We start from the raw sequence: 15404 nt of genomic DNA on the forward strand, positions 1-15404 counted from the left end.
GCCGTGACGAAAGATCCTTTCTTGATGCTGATGGGGCGACCTCCACCGGATGTCGTCAGGCAGCTGTCGGACATCGTGGAGGCCGCTGGACTCGTGCAGCGTCTAGGACGCCGCTATTTCGATCCTGCCAATTCGCATCAGTCGTTCTCCAACAGACACAAAGACGACGCGGTCGAATTGACGCGCATGATTGCGGTGGGGAGTGCGATTCAGGCGCATGCGTTCGATCTTTCGCTCGATCGCATCGTCAGTACGGTTAAGGATCGGATCGACTGGCGGTTCGAATCCTCGAAAGGAAGGACGCCGGAGTTCGACGCAATGCTGAGGGCGGTGCGCGCGGCGTTCGATTGTGTGGATGGCATCGAGGACGAGGTGCAGCATGCGCCTCACGTCACGTTTGCCTATGGCGCGCCTGAGCGTCTGCGGACGCTGCACTTCCCTGCCGTCGCTTGGACGGTCGATCGAACAGAGCTCGTCCGTCGGATGGAGCACCCTTACCGCTACGAGACGCTCGCGAGTTGGCCGTTGCTGCCCGCTTCGCGAGGCGCCGTGATTCAAGTACCGCTTTTCTGAGCACGGAACAACGATGACTTACAGCCCCCAACTCCGCATCCCCGCCACCTACATGCGCGGTGGCACCTCCAAAGGCGTGTTCTTCCGCCTCGAAGACCTTCCCGCCGCCGCACAGGTGCCCGGTCCCGCACGCGATGCATTGCTGATGCGCGTCATCGGCTCGCCCGATCCCTATGCCAAACACACCGACGGCATGGGCGGCGCGACCTCGTCGACCAGCAAGTGCGTGATCATCGGGCCGGCGTCGGTGCCGGACCACGATGTCGACTATCTCTACGGCCAGGTCTCGATCGACAGCGCGTTCGTCGACTGGAGCGGCAACTGCGGCAACCTCAGCACCGCAGTCGGTCCGTTCGCGATCGCCAACGGCTTCATCGATGCCTCGCGGATTCCGCGCGACGGCACCGTCGCGGTGCGCGTGTGGCAGGCGAACATCGGCAAGACCATCATCGTGCACGTGCCGGTCGCGGACGGGCAGGTGCAGGAAACCGGCGATTTCGAACTCGACGGCGTCACGTTCCCGGCGGCCGAGATCGTGCTGGAGTTCGTCGACCCCGCCGACGAAGGCGAGGGCGACGGCGGCGGTGCGATGTTCCCGACCGGCCATCTCGTCGATGATCTCGAGGTGCCGGGCGTCGGCACCTTGCGCGTGACGCTGATCAATGCCGGCATTCCGACGATCTTCGTCGACGCTGCCTCGATCGGGTACACCGGCACCGAGCTGCAGGACGCGATCAACGGCGATGCGGCAGCGCTCGCGATGTTCGAAACCATCCGCGCGCGCGGCGCGGTGCGCATGGGGCTCATCAGTGATGTCTCCGAGGCGCCGAAGCGCCAGCACACGCCCAAGGTCGCGTTCGTGGCGCCGCCGCGCGATCACGTGGTGTCGAGCGGCAAGACCATCGCGGCCGGCGATATCGACCTGCTGGTGCGCGCGCTGTCGATGGGCAAGCTGCACCACGCGATGATGGGCACGGCCGCGGTCGCGATCGGCACCGCAGCGGCGATTCCCGGCACGCTGGTGAATCTGGCCGCGGGTGGCGGCGCTCGCAGTGCGGTGCGCTTCGGGCATCCCTCGGGCACGCTGCGCGTCGGCGCGGAGGCGATCGAGGTCGACGGACAGTGGACCGTCTCGAAGGCGATCATGTCGCGCTCGGCGCGCGTGCTGATGGAAGGCGCGATCCGCGTGCCCGGCGACACCCTGGGCTGATCCCTGCGGCGCCGTAGGCGCGTCGAACGCCATTCACTGCCAACGTGTCGCGCGTCGCGGTTTCGACCTTGGTCTGACTGGTTCCAGGCCTCCCCGCGTGCAAGGGTCCATGCGGGGGACGGCCACGCCGTCAGTGGAAGGGGACGAAGCGATGGAGATCGCGATCGCGGTACCCGCAAAGACCGACGCGGGTCGGGCGGAAATCGAAACGCGTGCGCAGCGCCTGCCGGCTGCACTGCGCTCGCTGCTGTTGCTCGTCGACGGTCAACGCGGCGCGCTGGAACTCGATGCCATTGCGCGGCGGTTGCATGCGCCGGCCGATGCACTCGAACAACTGGCGGCGCTCGGGCTGGTCACCGCATCGAGCGCAGGCGTCCCGCATCCAGCCGATGCTGCAGCGTCGATCCACGAAGCGCGCAGCGACAGTGATGCGCAACGCCATCTCGTTCTCTATGCACTGATGAACGATGCGACGCGCGCGCATCTCGGTCTCGTCGGCGGATATCTCACCCAGCTCAAGCTGGAACGCGCCGACGATGCGGCCGCGCTCGAAGCCCTGTTGCCGATGCTGCAGACGGCGCTCACCAAGGCGCGCGATGCGCGCGTGGCCGCGGAGATCATTGCAGGCATACGCGCCGCGGCAGACACCGGCACAGGCGCAGCGTAAGCAGGCCCGCCGCAGCACATCGAACCCCCGCGCCGCATGATGCGACGCGCCAGTTCGACGGATCGATCAGATCAACCCTTCGGTAGTCATCGCCGCGCGGACGCCGTCGTCGGCGAGCATGCGCGCGTCGAAGGCGTGCAGGTTGTCGAGCCCGCCCAGATCGAGCTTCAGGCGCTTGGCCCACTGCAGGGTCACGAACAGATACGGATCGGCAATCGAGCGCGTACCGGTGAGGTAGTCGCGGCCGGCGAGCTGCGCGTCGATGCGCTCATAGAGACCGCGGATCTTCTGCATCGCATGCTTGCGCGTGCGGTCCACGACATCCGCGTCGTCCAGATACTTCGTGCTGCCGAACAACGGATGGAACGCGGGGTGCAGATCGGCATTGATCAACGCCAGCCAGCGGTTGATCTCGGCGCGGCCCTTGGGCGTGCCGTCGCCACCGAGCTTCGCATCGGGATGGCTGTCGGCCAGATAGTTGAGAATCGCGGCGTTCTGGGTCAGCACCCAGTCGCCCTCCACCAGCACCGGCACCGCACCGGCGGGATTGAGCGCGAGGAACGCGGGTTCCTTCATCTGCGTCGCGTCGACGACGCGCGCTTCGAACGGCGCGCCGATCCACTGCAGCACGATATGGTCGGCCAGCGAGCAGGCGCCGGGCTTGGTATGGAGGATGCGCATGGCGGTCCGGTGGTTGAACGGGGCCGCCATCATGCGCCGGGCGTCGCGGGCGGGGAAGCCGGCGACGCGGCGCGGATCAGCCGCGCTCGCTGTCGGCGGTCGGACGCGCCGGGCGCAGCGACTGCACGCGCAGGAAGGTGTGGTCGCCGATCGTCGCCACCTGGTGCGCGCTGCGCCAGGCCGGGGCCGCGATGGCATGGGCCATGAAGTGGCTCGCGCCGGGCACCACCTGGCGGCGTTGCTCGGGCGGCAGCGCCCAGTTGCGCTCCGACTCCAGCGCCACGCTGACCGCGCGGGTCCAGGCATTGGTGTTGGCGAGCCTGGTGTTCGGCGACAGGATCGTCGGCGCGAACTGCTTGCGCGCGGTCACCACCTCGCACATGGACTCGCCCCACAGACCGCTCTCCTGGCGGCGCAGGGCCACTTCGGCGACGGCTTCCTGTCCACGGACGGACTGGTCGCGGGCTTCCAGATACACCGTCGTGCTCAGACAGAGCGAATCGGCGGCGGGGGGCGGCAGCACGGAGGCCAGCCACATCACCCATTCAAGTTTCATCAACGACTCCTTGCTGCGTTGCGCCGGGCCGCACGTCGTCGTCCTCCTTACGGAAGACACGCAGACAACTGCGGAAACCGGCATGGCGTATTGGGGAGGGCGGCGGACTCTGTGGTGCGCTTGATCGCCCGGGCACCGAAGTCCGCAGAAGGCGGGTCGGGCCGGTGTCCCGCCGAAGGGGGCGGAACGAAGTGACGGCACGGTAGCCCCGGTTTTTCGAATCAAACGTGAATGCGGGGCACTGGCGCCGGGGGGATTTGTGTGGCTGGACCGCCGACTTCACGATGCCTATTCAGGTTTATCGCGGTCGCGTGGCGCCCAAGCCCATCGCCCGGTCGCCGAATCCGAAACCTGAACAGGTCGACGGTTTCTTCAGAGATGTGCCGCCAGACGGCTCGCCTGCGCGATCGCGCGCTTGGCATCGAGTTCCGCGGCCACATCGGCGCCGCCGACCAGATGCACGACCGTGCCGCTGGCATGGAGCGCGTCGAAGAGGTCGCGACGCGGCTCCTGGCCGGCGCAGATCACGACGTGATCGACGTCCAGCGTCTGCTCCACGCCATCGACGCGGATGCGCAGGCCGGCATCGTCGACGCCGAGATATTCGACCCCGCCGAGCATGGTCACGCCCTTGGCCTTGAGCGTGCTGCGATGGATCCAGCCTGTGGTCTTGCCGAGCCGCGCACCCGGGCGACCGGGACTGCGCTGCAGCAGCCACAGCGTTCTCGCGGGCGGCGCAGGCGCGGCCGGCACCAGGCCGCCAGGCTGTTCAAAGGTCGGGTCGATGCCCCATTCGCGCATCCAGGTGCCGGTATCGAGGCTCGGCGACTGGCCGGCATGTTCGACCAGAAACTCGCCGACATCGAAACCGATGCCGCCGGCGCCGATGATCGCCACGCGCGCGCCCGGCACGACGCGGCCTTCGATGACATCCACATAGCTGACCACTTTGGGATGGCCGCGGCCGGGAAAGTCGACCGCACGCGGCACCACGCCGGTCGCCAGCACCACCGCGTCGAACCCGGTGAGATCGTCTGCAGTGACCGGCGTCGACAGGCGCACGTCGACGCCGGTCTCGACCAGCCGTGTGCGGAAATAGCGCAGCGTCTCGTCGAACTCTTCCTTGCCCGGAATACGTCGGGCGAGGTTGAACTGGCCGCCGATGTCGGCCGCCGCATCGAACAGCGTCACCGCGTGCCCGCGCTGCGCGGCGACGGTCGCGCAGGCGAGGCCCGCCGGACCCGCGCCGACCACGGCGACGCGCAGCGGCGTCGCTGCAGGGAAGTAGTTGAGTTCGGTTTCCGCGCACGCGCGCGGATTGACCAGGCAACTCGCGGTGCGGTTTGCGAAGACGTGGTCGAGGCAGGCCTGGTTGCAGGCGATGCAGGTATTGATGCGCTCGGGCGTGCCGGCGCGCGCCTTGGCGACCCACTGCGGATCGGCCAGCAGCGGCCGCGCCATCGACACCATGTCGGCCGTGCCACTGGCGAGGATGCGCTCGGCGACGTCGGGCATGTTGATGCGGTTGGTCGCCACCAGCGGCAGCGTCACGTGCGGGCGCAGCTTGGCGGTGACGCCGGCGAATGCGGCGCGCGGCACCGAGGTCGCGATCGTCGGTACGCGCGCCTCGTGCCAGCCGATGCCGGTGTTGATCAGCGTCGCGCCGGCCGCTTCGACCGCGCGGGCCTGCTGCACGATGTCGTCCCAGGCGGAGCCGTCGGGCACGAGTTCCAGCATCGACAGGCGATAGACGATGATGAAATCGTCGCCCGCGGCCGCGCGTACCCGGCGCACGATCTCGGTCGCGAAGCGCATGCGCTGCGCGGTGTCGCCGCCCCAGGCGTCGTCGCGCGCATTGGTGCGCCGGCTGAGGAACTGATTGATCAGATAGCCCTCGCTGCCCATCACCTCGACGCCGTCGTAGCCGGCTTCGCGGGCGAGCTTCGCGGCGTGCGCATAGGCATCGATCGTGCGTTCGACGCCGCGCGCCGACAGCGCCCGCGGGGTGAACGGATTGATCGGCGCCTTGATCCGGCTCGGCGCGACCTGCAGCGGGTGATACCCATAGCGGCCGGCGTGCAGCAGTTGCAGGCAGATCTTCGCGTCATGGCCGTGCACGGCGTCGGTCACCTGACGGTGCCGCCGCGTTTCCCAGCGCCACGACAGCTTGCCGCCGAAGGGCTTGAGCCAGCCGGCGATATCGGGCGAGAAGCCGCCGGTGACGATCAGGCCGACGCCGCCCTCTGCGCGCTCGGCGAAATAGCGCGCGAGCTTGGGGAAATCCGCGGCGCGATCTTCGAGACCGGTGTGCATCGAGCCCATCAGCACGCGGTTGCGCAAGGTGGTGAAGCCCAGATCGAGCGGCGCCAGCAGATGCGGATAGGAAGCGGCGACGGGCTGGCCGGAGGCTGGCGTCATGATCAGGATACGCGTGCGTATGGATCGCCCAGCGTGCCGGGAAAGCCACGTCCGGGCAAGCGCGGCGGACGCAGGCGGCCACGCGCGGGCTGTCAAGAGTTGCCAGTGCCGGGCCGCGCCCTGAACATGTCGCGCCCCGCACCAGGGACGGCTGCCATCCAACCTTTCCAGGACTACCTGCGCGACGGCATCGTCGCCGCCGATCTGCCGGACCTGCATCCGCTGCTGGCGGCGCGCGAACAGCTGCGCGCGTTCTCGACGCTGTTCCATGGCGGCGAGGAGATCGTGATGGTGCGCCTGCTCGTGCTGCGTGCGATCGGCGAACGCGGCGACGCGCCGGACTGGTCGCCGCAGGAACTGCGCGAGCACTTCGCCTGGCTCGATCCGGTCAAGTTCGACACCGTGATCGGCCGCCTCCGCGACAACGGCCTGCTGGCCTGGGACGCGCACAGCCAGCGCTACCGCATCAGCCCGGTCGGCCGTCAGGCGCTGTCGGCGCTGGGCCTGCTGGTGCAGTTCAATGCCGAAGGCGACGAACTGGCCTATGTCACCGCGCAGCTCGCCGCCGGCCAAGCTGTCGGCAAGGTCGGCGCGGCCGATCTGCAGCATCTGCTGTCGCGACTCAACGAACTGCGCGAGGATTTCGACCAGGCCGTGCTCAGCGGTTCGGAGCACCGCATCCGCCAGGCCGCGGACACCTTGCAGTCGGTCTGGCACTGGGTGGAGAAGGGCACCGAGCTGATCCGCGCGATCGCGGCCGACGACGATCTCGACGTCGCCACGCATCGCGTCGCGCAGCAGATCGGCCGCGCGCAGAGCGCGATGCTGCGCCAGGCGTCGGTGTTCCAGCGCGCCTTGAACCAGCTCGACCGGCATCGCGTGCATCTGGGCGCGAGCGGCTTGTCGTCGTCGGACGTCAACCGCTTCCTGCGCGCCTGCGATCCGACCGCGCTCGCCGACATGGCGACCGACGCACTGACCATTGCGCCGCAGCCCGCGTTCGTACTCGGGCCGATCGCGCTGGATGTCGCCGAATACGAACTCGTCGAACGCGAGCGCGAAGCCGCCGACGAGGCCGGCCTGCCGCCACCGCGCGATGCGCCCGAGGATCTGCAGGCGCCGGTCGCCGCCGACGACTACGCACACGCCGCGCAATGGCTCGACCAGCTGCGCACACTCGATACGGCCGCGCCGCTCGGCGACTGGGTGCCGCAGGACAGCTTCGCGGTCAGTGCGTACCGCCTGTCGCTGCTGGGCCTGATCGGCGATGCCGGTGCGGAGAACCGCAGCGGCGTCAGTGCGCAGCTCGCGCAGTTGCCGATGCAATGGCGCGTCGACGCGGCATTCGAGCGCATCGACCGCGCCGGCGTCGCCCTGATGAGTCGTGGTCGCCTGCTGCCCGCGGGCGTCGACGACGCGGCCGCGCCCGACATCGAGATGCCCGACATGACCGCGCATGGCGTCACCGACGACGTCGAAGGCGACGATGCCGTTGCGCCCGTCGCGCGCCGTCGCCGCGCCGCCACACCTTCCGCGGAGACCGGCACCTCGCCGGCACCCGCACGACGCAAGAAGACCGCATGACCGACTCCACCGCTTCCCTGATCGCGCGGCTTCTCGCCGAGCGCTGGCTGCCGCGCGAAGACCGCGCCGTGCGCCAGATGCTGGTCGATGCCGAGCTGCGCGAGGACATCGACCGCCGCCTCGCGGCCGCCGGCCTGCGCCTGCTCGAACATCCCTACGCAGCGCACGTTGCAGTCGGTATCGCGCGCCAGCACGAGGCCGACGTGTTCGGCCACGGCGATGCCTGGGCCGCGAGCAACCTGCAACTCAGTCGCGATGCGCTCGCGCTGCTGGTGGTGCTGTGGTCGCTGCTGGTGCTGCCCAAGCGTCAGCGGCAGATCGCGCGCCAGCAGACCGACCTGTCGCAGGACCAGGAGCAGATGTTCGCCGAGCTCAAGCCGGTGCCGGTCGGCGCGGAAGTCGTCGAGCCGGTCAACGAACGCACGTTGCTCGCAGACTTCGGCGCGCAACTCGGCGGCAAGGGTCGTATCCACATGAACCTCGGCACGCTGCAGCGGCAGGGCTTCATCGCGCGACGCAAGGAGCGGATCCACGAAGGTCCGCTGCTCGATCTCGCGTTCGATTACGAGCGCATCGCCAGTCGCGTGATGGACGGCGCACTGGCGCACGTGATCGCCGAGAGTCGCGTGGGCCAGGGGCTGGACATGGACGACGCCGGCAATCCGGACGACACGATCCACGATGCCGACATCACCGAGGAGGCGCAGGCCGATGTTTGAGTTCCGCAGCCTTGAAATCGTGCACTGGGATTACTGGCAGCGCTACGCCCTGCCACTCGATGCCTCGATCATCACCGTCGTCGGCCCGAACGGTTCCGGCAAGACCACGCTGCTCGATGCGCTGCGTACGCTCCTGGCCATCGACGATCGCGACATGGCGCGCGACTACAAGACCTATCTGCGCCACAACGGCAAGCCGTTCGCGTGGCTGCGCGCAGTGGTCAGCAACCCGGTCGATCGACGCGGCCGGCGCGCGTTCTTCCCGTGCATGGACGAGCAGGTGACCATCGCCTGCCGCGTGCGCAAGCGAGGCGGCGACTGGACCCGCGATTACCAGATCGTCGCTGGCGACGTGCCGGTGGAAGCACTCGATGCCGGCGGCGAATGGCTGGGCGTGCGCGACTATCGCGTGCGTCTCGCGGGTGCCGGTCTGAGTCGCGCAATCTGTCGCGTGCTGACGCTCGAGCAGGGCGCCACCGACAAGCTGTGCCAGCTGTCGCCGCGCGAACTGCTGCAACTGGTCTTCGACGTGTTCGAGGACAAGGCGGTGATGGACGACTACCAGCGTGCCCGCGCCGAGCAGTTCGACATCGACAAGGAAATCGCCGAACTGCAGCAGGGACTCGCCGAGCTGCACATGCGGCTGGAATCGTCGCGCGCCGATGTGCGGTCCTACGAGGACGGCATGGCGCTGCGCAACCAGCGGCAGCTGCTGGAGGCGGAGATCGCGCCCAAGGTGGAACTGGCCGACCTGCGCGCGACCATCGACGGCGCCAAGCCGCGCCTGACCGGCTTGCGCCGTGGGCTGCGCGAACGTCAGGCGGCGCACGCTGCGCTGCAGGCCGAGGACGCGGCATCGATCGACGCGCGCGCCGGCCTGCAGCAGTCGATCGCCGACGCACGCGCGGCGTTGCAATCGGCCGAGACGCGGTTCACCGGCGCACGCGACCAGGCGCGCGATGCCGAGCAACTGGTGCGTCGCCACGACGAACTCGCGCGTCTGCAGGCCGAACGCGGCGGCGCGGATGTCGATGGGCTCAGCCGCGAGGTCGAACAGGGCCGGCGTCGTCAGGCCGAGTTGCGCCTCGAGGCCGAGCGTGATCGCGCGCGCGGTGGCGAGATCGCCGCGCAGGTTGCCGCGCTGCGCGGCGGCGGGCGTGTCGTCGAGCCCTTCGAGCGCGAGTTCCGCGCCGCGCTCGATCGCGCCGACATCGGTCATGCGGTGCTGACCGAACTGGTCGAGATCGCCGATCCGCAATGGGCCGTCGCGCTCGAAGCCGTACTCGCGCCGTACCGGCATCTGCTGGTGCTCGATTCGTCGAAGGATGCGCGTGCGGCCTGGCAGCTCGGCGAGCGCCTGCAGTACCGGCACTTCGTCGTCGCCGAACGCGCGCCGGCCGGTCCGGCGACGCGCGGCTCGCTGCTCGAAGTCGTGCGCTTCAATGCCGATCCGCCGGCGTGGCTGCCGCGTCAGCTCGACCGCGTGCAGCGCGTCGCCGATGTCGAAGCCGGCCAGCGCCTGCCCAAGGGTCAGGACTGGATCACGGCACAGGGCTATCTGCGCGAGCATCGCGGCGGTCGTCATATCGGCGGCGGCCAGCATCACTTCGGCACCGGTGCGCGCGAGGCGCGGCTCGCGTCGCTGCATGCCGAAGCCGTCGCCTTGCAGGACCGGGCGCAGACGCGCGAGAACGCGCTGACCACGCTGGGCCGCGAAGTCGATGCGGCGCAGGCGCGCCTGCTCGGTCTCGATGCCGGGCAGGAACTGGTCACGCGCGCGGCCGAATTCGCCGATGCGCAGTCGCGCCTGCCGGCGCTGGCCGAGGCCGCGCAGGCGGCCGCCGAATCGCTGACCGATGCACGCGCTGCGCTCGATGCCTGCGAACGGCTGGACAAGGACGGCAGCATCGCGGCCGCCACGCGCGCGGGCGAGCTGCGCACGCTGGCGCAGGAACTACGCGACCGCGGCAGCCAGATCGCGCAGGAGCGCGCGGCACTGGTGCAGCGTCTGGTCGATTTCCGCAAGCGCCGTGCGCGCATGCCGGCTGCATGGCGCACGCGCGACGCGCTGCGCGAGGCACGTGATGCGTACGAGAGCGCAGGCGCAGTGCGGCGAGAACTCGAGCGCATCGACGAACGACTGGCACGCGGCAGCTTCGTCGAGGACGCCGCCTGCGTAACGATGCGCGACAAGTTCGCCGCCGACCACGAGGCACTGGAGGCGGCGATCGGCAAACGCGAAGCGCATCTGCACCGCGCGCGCCGGCTCACCGAGGACGCGCGCGGCGCCTACATCAACGTGCTGCGCGCGACCGTGCGCCGCTACCGCAAGAACCTGACCGCGCTCGGCGAACTTGCCGGCATCGGTGTCGATGTCGGCATGCCGGAACTGGCGAACGAGGATGTCGCGCTGGCCCAGGCCGGGCTCACCGTGCGCTTCGATTTCGACCGCAAGGGCTGGATCGGCCTCGACGACGGCGAGGCGTCCGGCGGCCAGCAGGTGATGAAGTCGCTGCTGCTGCTGGTCGCCTTGCTGCGCGACGAAGACCAGCCAGGCGGCTTCGTCTTCATCGACGAACCGTTCGCACATCTCGACGTCGCCAACATCGAGAAGGTCGGCCGCTTCCTGCGCAACACGGACGCGCAGTACATCCTGACCACGCCGATCACCCACAACCTCAACGTGTTCGAGCCATCGGATCTGGTGCTGGCCACCAGCAAGCGACGCGCGGGCAGTGCGTGGGCGGAGCCGGTCGCGGTGCTCAAGCGCGACCGGACGGATTCGGTCGACGCCGCGGCGTGATCGCGCCCGGTTGAAGTGTCGCAGGCCGCGCTGGAGTTACAGCGGCGCGGCCGGCGGCGCGACGTCGCGCGGTGCGAACAGGGGCAGGGTGCGGCCGCATAGCGGTCCGATCAGCAACGCGAATGCCAGCGTGCCCCAGCCGACATTGCCACCCAGCCACCAGCCGGTGGTCAATACCAGCGCTTCGACGAGCGTTCTCGCGATCCAGATCGGCACGCCCGTCCGTGCGTGCAGGCCGGTCATCAGGCCATCGCGTGGCCCGGCGCCGAACTGCGCACCGATATAGAGACCCGTCGCCAGCGCCAACAGCACGAGCCCCACGGCGAACACGCAGACCTGCAGCGCGAGGCCATGGATGTCGGGCAGCAGCCACAGGCCGAGTTGCGCGCTCGGGCCGATCAGCAGGACGTTGAGCAGAGTGCCGAGGCCCGGCGTCTGCCGCAGCGGCAGCCACAGCACCAGCACGCCGATGCCGATCAGGTTCGTCACCAGACCGAACGACAGGCCGCTCTGCAACGAGATGCCCTGGGTCAGCACGTCCCAGGGCGCGACGCCGATCCCGGCGCGGACCATCAGGCTGATGCCGATGCCGTAGCAGAACAGGCCGGTCAGCAGACGCGCCAGGCGTTCGACGCGCGAGGGATGTGCTGTGGGCATCCGGGGTTCCCAGGGTGACGACCAAAAAACGTCCGGCCCCGAGCAGGCCGGACGTTGGATCCTAAGGGCAGTAACGCGGTGTTACGCGGCGCGGGTCATGCCCAGCCGGCGACGACCAGCTTGCCGATCGTGCTGCCGGATTCGAGCCGGCGATGCGCTTCGCGCAGCGTCTCCGCATTGATCGGCGACAGCATGTCCGATAGCGTGCCGCGCAGTGAACCGGCGTCGATCAGCTCGGCGACGCGCGCGAGAATCCTGCCCTGTTCGGCCATGTCCGCGGTGCGGAAGCGCGGCCGCGCGAACATCATTTCCCAATGGATGCCGATGCTCTTGGCCTTGTAGGGATCGCCGATCTTCAGCGCGCCGGACGGCTCGACGATCAGGCCGACATGGCCCAGCGGTGCGAGCAGTTCGCCCAGCGCGGTCCAGTAACGATCGGTATCGGCGAGATTGAGCGCAGCATCGACGGTCTCGAAGCCGAGCGCCTGGAGCTGCGGCGCAAGATCCTCGCGGTGGTCGATGACGTGGTCGGCGCCCATGACGCGGCACCACGCGATGGTCTCCATGCGCGACGCGGTCGCGATCACGGTGAAGCCGGCCCGCTTCGCCAGCTGGATCGCGATCGATCCGACACCACCGGCGCCGGCGATGACCAGCAGCGTCTTGCCATCGCCACCACTGTCGATGTCGAACGGCATGCGCTGGAACAGCAGCTCCCATGCGGTGATCGCGGTCAGCGGCAGGGCGGCGGCCTGGGCGAAATCGAGCGAGTCGGGCTTCTTCGCGGCGATCCGCGCGTCGACGAGCTGGTATTCGGCGTTGCTGCCGGGACGGGTGATGTCGCCCGCGTAATAGACGGCGTCGCCGACCTCGAAGCCCGTCACCTCGCTGCCGATCGCGTCGATCACGCCGGCCGCGTCGTAACCGAGCACCTTCGGTGTCGCCTCGGTCTGCGGTTTCGGTGCGCGCACCTTGGTGTCGACCGGATTCACCGAGACCGCCTCGATGCGCACGCGCAGGTCGTGCGGGCCGGGCTCGGGCAGATCGAGTTCGACATCCTGCAGCGACTGCGGATCGTCGATCGGGAGATAGCGGGTCAGGGCGACGGCTTTCATGGGAATCCTCGGGAAGTGGAGCGGCCCACGCATTGTCGACCCCGCGTGTTCCTGTCGAACAGCGATAGGATCACCAATCACCTTCAAGGGATTCTTTCGAATCAATGGACCGGATCGGGGACATCGCCCTGTTTCTGCGCGTGCTCGACACCGGCTCGATCAGCGCTGCGGCGCGCAGCCTCGACCTGTCGCCGGCCCTGGCGAGCCAGCGTCTGAAGCGGCTCGAGGATGCCCTGGGCGTGCGCCTGCTGCACCGTACAACGCGGCGGCTGCATCCCACGCCCGAGGGCCTGCGGCTGGCCGGCGAGGGACGCGCGCTGGTCGAAGCACTCGACGGTCTTGCGGGCAGCCTGCGCGAAAGCGGCGGTCAGGCGGTGGGCGGCACGCTGCGGGTCACGATGTCGGCGTCGTTCGGCCGCCAGCACATCTCGCCGCGCTTGCCGCGATTTCTCGCTGCGCATCCAGGCCTGCAGCTCAGCGTGCATATGAGTGACCAGCAGGTCGATCTCGTGCGTGAAGGCTTCGATCTCGCGATCCGCATCGGCGATCTCGACGACTCGCAGCTCGTCGGACGGCAGATCGCAGCCAACCCGCGCGTCCTCGTCGCCTCGCCGGAGTACCTGGCGAGGTGCGGCGTGCCCGCGACACCGGCGGATCTCGCCGCGCACGCGTGTCTGGTGCTCGTCGGCAGCCGGGGTCGCCAGGATCGTTGGCAACTGCGCGACGGCGCAGGCGGCGAATCGGTCGTCACCGTCGCCGGGCCACTGGAAAGCAATCTCGGTGAAGTGCTGCGCGACGCGGCGCTGGAGGGGGCGGGTATCGCGATGCACGCGCTATGGCATGTGGTGAACGATCTGCAGTCGGGACGCCTGGTGCGCGTGCTTCCACGGCACGCGCCGCCGGAGACCGGCATCCACGCGGTCATGCCCGATCGCATCTTCGTGCCGCCGCGCACGCGCGCATTCGTCGCGTTCCTGCAGACGGAGTTCGGATCGGCGCCGCACTGGCTCACGTCACCCGCGGACACCCGTTAAGGCGGGCTGCCGTCCTGAACCGGAAAACGTCAATTCCGCATAAAGCAACGGTTAAGAGCGCGGCAACGTTCTTGACGCCACGCGCACATCATCCTCACGACAATTCCGCCGCGTTGAGGTTCCTGACCAAACCAAAGCCAAGATGAATACCCGGCGGCCGGGGTATAGGAAGCTCTCAACCGTTATGTTAGCGTTAACAACGTCTTCACGCTGCTGACTTTAGGCTATGTGCAAGGCGTTTGCGTTTGACGCCTCAACCGATGCCATGACGCATTCCCCCTTTTCTAGGAGCTGAAAAAACATGAACAAGAAACTCCTCTGCGCCGCGCTGCTCGGCGGTCTTGGTCTGGCGGGTCACGCCAGCGCCCAGGAGTTCGACGACCGTTGGTACCTCACCGGTTCGACGGGCTTCAACTTCCAGGCAGAAGATCGCCGCACCGACGACACCCCGTTCGTCACGCTGGGCATGGGTAAGTTCATCAGCCCCAACTGGTCGATCGACGGTGAGCTGAACTACCAGAACCCGGGCTTCGACAGCTCGGTCGAAGGCGCCAACAATGATCTGAACTGGAGCCAGTACGGCATCTCGGTCGACTTCCGCTACCACTTCATCTCCGAAGGCCGTGGCTGGAATCCGTACCTGCTGGCCGGTGTCGGCTACCAGCGTTCGGAAGAAGAGTTCGACGCGTTCCCGAGCCCGAATTCCCCGGGTCAGCGCGAAGAAGGTAACTTCGCTGCCAAGGTCGGTGCCGGTCTGCAGACGACCTTCGACAAGCGCGTTGCCGTGCGTGCCGAAATCGCTTACCGCGCCGACTTCGACGACAACAGCGTCGCTGCAAACGGTGCGCGTGACTGGGCTGGCTATCCGCACAATGCGGAAGAAAGCTACTTCGGTGACGTAATGGCTTCGGTCGGCGTCGTGATCCCGCTCGGCCCGCCGCCGGCTCCCCCGGCTCCGCCGGCTCCGCCGCCGCCGCCGCCGGCTCCGCCGACTGCTCCGCCGCCGCCGGCTCCGATCACCATCGATCTGAACGGCGTCAACTTCGACTTCGACCGTGCGACGCTGCGTCCTGACGCGGTGGCAATCCTCAACGAAGCCGTCGAAATCCTGAAGCGTTACCCGGAGCTGCGCGTTGAAGTCGCCGGTCACACCGACTCGGTCGGTACCGATGCCTACAACCAGCGTCTCTCCGAGCGTCGCGCCAAGGCGGTCTATGACCACCTTGCCAGCAACGGCATCATGGCCGACCGTCTGGTGGGTCCGACCGGTTACGGCGAAAGCCGCCCGATCGCGCCGAACACCAACGCCGATGGTTCGGACAACCCGGAAGGCCGTGCGCGCAACCGCCGCACCGAGCTGAACGTTCAGAACTAAGAACGTCCGGTC

Annotated in this window: 13 protein-coding genes; 8 read left to right on the forward strand and 5 right to left on the reverse strand. The window is 68.4% G+C overall.

Features of this window, described 5'->3' with window-relative positions; all coding sequences use genetic code 11:
• The first annotated feature begins 3 nt into the window (after positions 1 to 3).
• From V3391_RS00220 to V3391_RS00230, 3 genes are all read left to right on the forward strand, one after another.
• Positions 4 to 573, forward strand: coding sequence for a 2'-5' RNA ligase family protein (locus tag V3391_RS00220; RefSeq protein ID WP_332076407.1), 570 nt, complete (start codon positions 4 to 6; stop codon positions 571 to 573).
• Positions 574 to 586: 13 nt separating this feature from the next.
• The gene (gene prpF / locus V3391_RS00225; protein WP_332076409.1) at positions 587 to 1783 is read left to right on the forward strand and encodes a 2-methylaconitate cis-trans isomerase PrpF; all 1197 of its coding nucleotides are present in this window, start codon (positions 587 to 589) and stop codon (positions 1781 to 1783) included.
• Between the two features lie 151 nt (positions 1784 to 1934).
• Complete coding sequence (locus V3391_RS00230; RefSeq protein ID WP_332076410.1) at positions 1935 to 2450, forward strand: hypothetical protein; 516 nt, start codon at positions 1935 to 1937, stop codon at positions 2448 to 2450.
• Positions 2451 to 2516: 66 nt separating this feature from the next.
• On the opposite strand, the gene V3391_RS00235 is transcribed toward V3391_RS00230, so the two are convergent.
• From V3391_RS00235 to V3391_RS00245, 3 genes are all read right to left on the reverse strand, one after another.
• Positions 2517 to 3131, reverse strand: a complete 615-nt coding sequence (locus tag V3391_RS00235; protein ID WP_332076411.1) for a glutathione S-transferase family protein — start codon at positions 3129 to 3131, stop codon at positions 2517 to 2519.
• A gap of 76 nt (positions 3132 to 3207) precedes the next feature.
• Complete coding sequence (locus V3391_RS00240; RefSeq protein ID WP_332076412.1) at positions 3208 to 3687, reverse strand: cell wall hydrolase; 480 nt, start codon at positions 3685 to 3687, stop codon at positions 3208 to 3210.
• 372 nt (positions 3688 to 4059) lie between these two features.
• The gene (locus V3391_RS00245; protein WP_332076413.1) at positions 4060 to 6105 is read right to left on the reverse strand and encodes an NADPH-dependent 2,4-dienoyl-CoA reductase; all 2046 of its coding nucleotides are present in this window, start codon (positions 6103 to 6105) and stop codon (positions 4060 to 4062) included.
• A gap of 126 nt (positions 6106 to 6231) precedes the next feature.
• Between V3391_RS00245 and V3391_RS00250 the strand changes: the two genes are divergently transcribed.
• From V3391_RS00250 to V3391_RS00260, 3 genes are read left to right on the forward strand one after another with little or no spacing between them, the layout of a single operon-like run.
• Entirely contained in the window at positions 6232 to 7689 is a 1458-nt protein-coding gene (locus tag V3391_RS00250; protein WP_332076414.1) for a hypothetical protein, read from the forward strand.
• Positions 7686 to 8408, forward strand: coding sequence for a hypothetical protein (locus tag V3391_RS00255; protein WP_332076415.1), 723 nt, complete (start codon positions 7686 to 7688; stop codon positions 8406 to 8408). Before V3391_RS00250 ends, V3391_RS00255 begins: the two co-directional genes overlap by 4 nt.
• Positions 8401 to 11211 (forward strand): AAA family ATPase, encoded by a 2811-nt coding sequence (locus tag V3391_RS00260; RefSeq protein WP_332076416.1) that lies wholly within the window; start codon positions 8401 to 8403, stop codon positions 11209 to 11211. The genes V3391_RS00255 and V3391_RS00260 overlap by 8 nt, the downstream gene beginning before the upstream one ends.
• Positions 11212 to 11247: 36 nt before the next feature.
• On the opposite strand, the gene yczE is transcribed toward V3391_RS00260, so the two are convergent.
• Positions 11248 to 11868, reverse strand: coding sequence for a membrane protein YczE (yczE, locus tag V3391_RS00265; RefSeq protein ID WP_332076417.1), 621 nt, complete (start codon positions 11866 to 11868; stop codon positions 11248 to 11250).
• A gap of 95 nt (positions 11869 to 11963) precedes the next feature.
• On the reverse strand, positions 11964 to 12983 hold the full coding sequence (locus V3391_RS00270; protein ID WP_332076418.1) for a zinc-binding alcohol dehydrogenase family protein: 1020 nt from the start codon (positions 12981 to 12983) through the stop codon (positions 11964 to 11966).
• Positions 12984 to 13087: 104 nt separating this feature from the next.
• On the opposite strand from V3391_RS00270, the gene V3391_RS00275 reads away from it, so the two are divergent.
• Together V3391_RS00275 and V3391_RS00280 are read left to right on the forward strand one after the other, a co-directional pair.
• Positions 13088 to 14017, forward strand: a complete 930-nt coding sequence (locus V3391_RS00275; RefSeq protein ID WP_332076419.1) for a LysR family transcriptional regulator — start codon at positions 13088 to 13090, stop codon at positions 14015 to 14017.
• Positions 14018 to 14318: 301 nt separating this feature from the next.
• Positions 14319 to 15392: an OmpA family protein gene (locus V3391_RS00280; protein ID WP_332076420.1), complete on the forward strand. Its 1074-nt coding sequence runs from the start codon at positions 14319 to 14321 to the stop codon at positions 15390 to 15392.
• Positions 15393 to 15404: the final 12 nt, after the last annotated feature.

Origin of the sequence: Luteimonas flava (genome assembly GCF_036584485.1) — a bacterium.
GTDB lineage: Bacteria > Pseudomonadota > Gammaproteobacteria > Xanthomonadales > Xanthomonadaceae > Luteimonas > Luteimonas flava.